At 35.1% G+C, this 2,875-nt stretch carries 4 protein-coding genes; 2 read left to right on the forward strand and 2 right to left on the reverse strand.

Annotated features, from left to right (window positions below; all coding sequences use genetic code 11):
* On the forward strand, window positions 1-535 hold a 535-nt coding region (locus tag AC1DG9_RS25775), incomplete at its 5' end, for a DUF4272 domain-containing protein (RefSeq protein WP_477635538.1).
* A gap of 10 nt (window positions 536-545) precedes the next feature.
* Window positions 546-1,235 (forward strand): hypothetical protein, encoded by a 690-nt coding sequence (locus AC1DG9_RS25780; RefSeq protein WP_337717756.1) that lies wholly within the window; start codon window positions 546-548, stop codon window positions 1,233-1,235.
* Between the two features lie 272 nt (window positions 1,236-1,507).
* Here AC1DG9_RS25780 and AC1DG9_RS25785 read toward each other — a convergent pair whose 3' ends face one another.
* A complete protein-coding gene (locus AC1DG9_RS25785; RefSeq protein ID WP_337717757.1) occupies window positions 1,508-2,113 on the reverse strand; it encodes a helix-turn-helix domain-containing protein in 606 nt (201 codons plus the stop codon).
* Between the two features lie 144 nt (window positions 2,114-2,257).
* Complete coding sequence (locus AC1DG9_RS25790; protein WP_477635539.1) at window positions 2,258-2,761, reverse strand: SRPBCC family protein; 504 nt, start codon at window positions 2,759-2,761, stop codon at window positions 2,258-2,260.
* Between the last annotated feature and the right edge of the window lie 114 nt (window positions 2,762-2,875).

Genomic DNA, 2,875 nt, shown 5'->3' on the forward strand with positions numbered 1-2,875 from the left:
GTTGAGAACTGCACAAGAAGTAGCTCGCAGAATCTTAATCTTAGATTACCTTAATTATGTTGTTGATGAACCTGATTCTAAACAAGAAGTTATTGATTTTCTAAAAGAACAAAATCTTCATAAGAGTATCTCAGATAAAGAAAAACAGTTTTTTAAATACGAATTAACTGAACAGGACCGGATAAACATTTCTTGGCAGTCAGAAGCCATGCTTACTTTATTATGGGCGATTGGCAAGGTTGACAAACTGGAAATGCCCGTTGAAGAAACACAGGTATCCGAATGGCTTAGTTTGCTACCTGATCTCATGACAGATCCCAAAGAATTTATCGACGCTGCATTGCTACGTCCAATTCCAGAAATACTTGATCTCCTTGATTTAACCTATAGAATGCATTGGGCAGTGCGAAACGCCGAATTAAATAATTTGGATGCTTTAAATTTCGATGCTGGAATTATTCAAGAGCGCCACTATGCATTAAATTGGCTTACCTATTACAACGATGACTGGGACGATGTGGTAACTGACACCTAAAACCAAAAAAATGATAGAGTTAATAACCCGAAAACTCGTTTTTGATACTTATAAAATAATAACCTCGAAGATAGTTGAAATTCAGAAGTCCATGCTTGATGATGATCCTCTATTTGAAGATGGTGATGACGGTAAGTGGTATATGGAAATGCACGACGCAATAGACATTCCACCTCATGACATAAGAAGCTATTATAGCATTATTTCTTTTGATCATACCGATATCACTACATTTACAATTGCACTATCTGAAAAGCTTACAAGTTTGTTGATCAAACTAAATGTGAGCGATTTGATTGTTATCTCAGACCTGAAACTAAGTTTCGTTGGAAATTCAGACAATAAGTATCCTCCTTTCCAAAAAGCCACTCAGAAATTTAATGCGATAACAAAGGATTTAGAATATGATGAAGCTTTTAAAATTAGCCTGATTGACCTACCCACCTTTATTGAAATTATATTTTGGATAGAACGCTGTGATGCACGGGCTCCTGAGTTTATTTACTTTTGTGATGCAGATGAAAAGATTGCATTTTATTTATGTAAATCTGGTAGCATTCATATAATTGAATATGCCAATAAAATTCTTTCTGATGACCTAATTGAGAGTCTGGAAATGCACCTTATTAATGGCTATTGCGAAGAGAAATTTTCATCAAGCAGCAAAATCGAAGGCAGGATATCTAGTAGGTCTGTGTGACATTATAAGATTTGGTTCAATCTACAAAGCTTGAGCAAATGAGATTGAAAGCATGACTAAAATAAAAAGGACGGATATTTTTTTCATTGCGTTAAGTGTGCTACTCGGTTAGCCAATTTTTAATAAACATCAAGACTAACACGATGATAAACATAATAATTCCGTAAAAAGGAGTGCGAAATACCCAGTGCCTGTCGCTTGTTGGTATTCTGTCTAGTTTTTTGAGTTCGTTAGGATCCATAAAATAGGTATAAAGATTGCAATTTAAACTTTTATCTTAAAAAAGGAATAGCTGGCTGATAGAATACTTTTCTGGTATTGTAACTTCTTATCGTGTTTACAATGATGAAAACCAGATTAACAACATACAGTATGGGCACCATCAGTATAAATGATTCCATAGCGCCTAAATTAAAAATCTGAAATCCCCTAACTATTGAGCCGCCAATATGAAAGATTTGGGTAACAATCGGAAAAATAGAGAAGAACATAACTAAAATGCACCAGGATATTTGAAAGTTCAATAGCCTTTTACCAGTCTCATTTATGTATTTAATTTTGTCTTTTTTGAGCATCCACAGTGCCAATGGCACTACTATTCCCAGTATTGGAAAAGCTATAAAACTAAGTGCAGATAAATTTAGCACCACCAGAAAACCGCGATCCTCACTTTCTGTCCAATCTATCAATTCATCAGGAGTTACATTTAAAGCCTTTGCCAAACGTTGTAAGGTATCCCCTCTTGCTTCAGTCTCTCCTCCCTCAATTCGTTGAATTGTTCTTAGGCTAAGTTGAGATTTTTCAGCCAGCTCTTCCTGACTCATGCCTTTGCGACTGCGTAGTTCTTTAATCTTTTTTGCTAAGTCTATATTTTTCATTTTAGAACGTTTTATGTACATGACAAAGGTATTACTAAGGCCGAAATTGTTTTGCGACTTGTTTACGACATATTTACGTCATACATGTCTAATAGCCTTTGTTTACCTCTAAAAGCTCTAAATAACACTAAATCTACACGATAATTAAAAGTTAAAAAGCCCCTGTTGTCTTTCGCCATATTCCTTTAATACTTTATTCCTTTGAACCAGCAAATCTGTTACATATCGGTTAAGAAAAAGCACATTTGCCAGTTTCCCCAGAACTCCAAGCGGAGAAACATAATTAAAAACATCTGTCATCAATGTGCCTGCTCCACTTGCTTCAAAAATATGCTCGTGCCTAAATGACTTAAAAGCTCCGAAAACCATTTCATCCACAAAATAATCAGGAGATTTCATTTCAGYTATTTTAGAACTCAATCTCTGTACAATCCCAAAATGCCTGGCTTCCCATGTCACCGATTCATTTAATTCAATGAGCCCCGACATCTTTCCTGCAACAGCTCTTTCATTGGTATGTACCGTTGAAATTTGATGAAGATCGATGCTTCTGGCAAGATCAAAGACCGTTGCCCGATCAGCATTTATGAAAGTTTCTATTCTGATAATTGGCATATACAAATAAAGGAAATGTTTCAGTGGTTTCACCCCATAATCTAATCATAAAGAAAATGACTTTAAATTAGTTGACTTTGTCAACCATAATTATTATTTTTGTTTATGGATAAACATGATGTAGATAAAATCAGGGCTTTTAATAGG

The organism is Pedobacter sp. 05L430 (assembly GCF_056397585.1).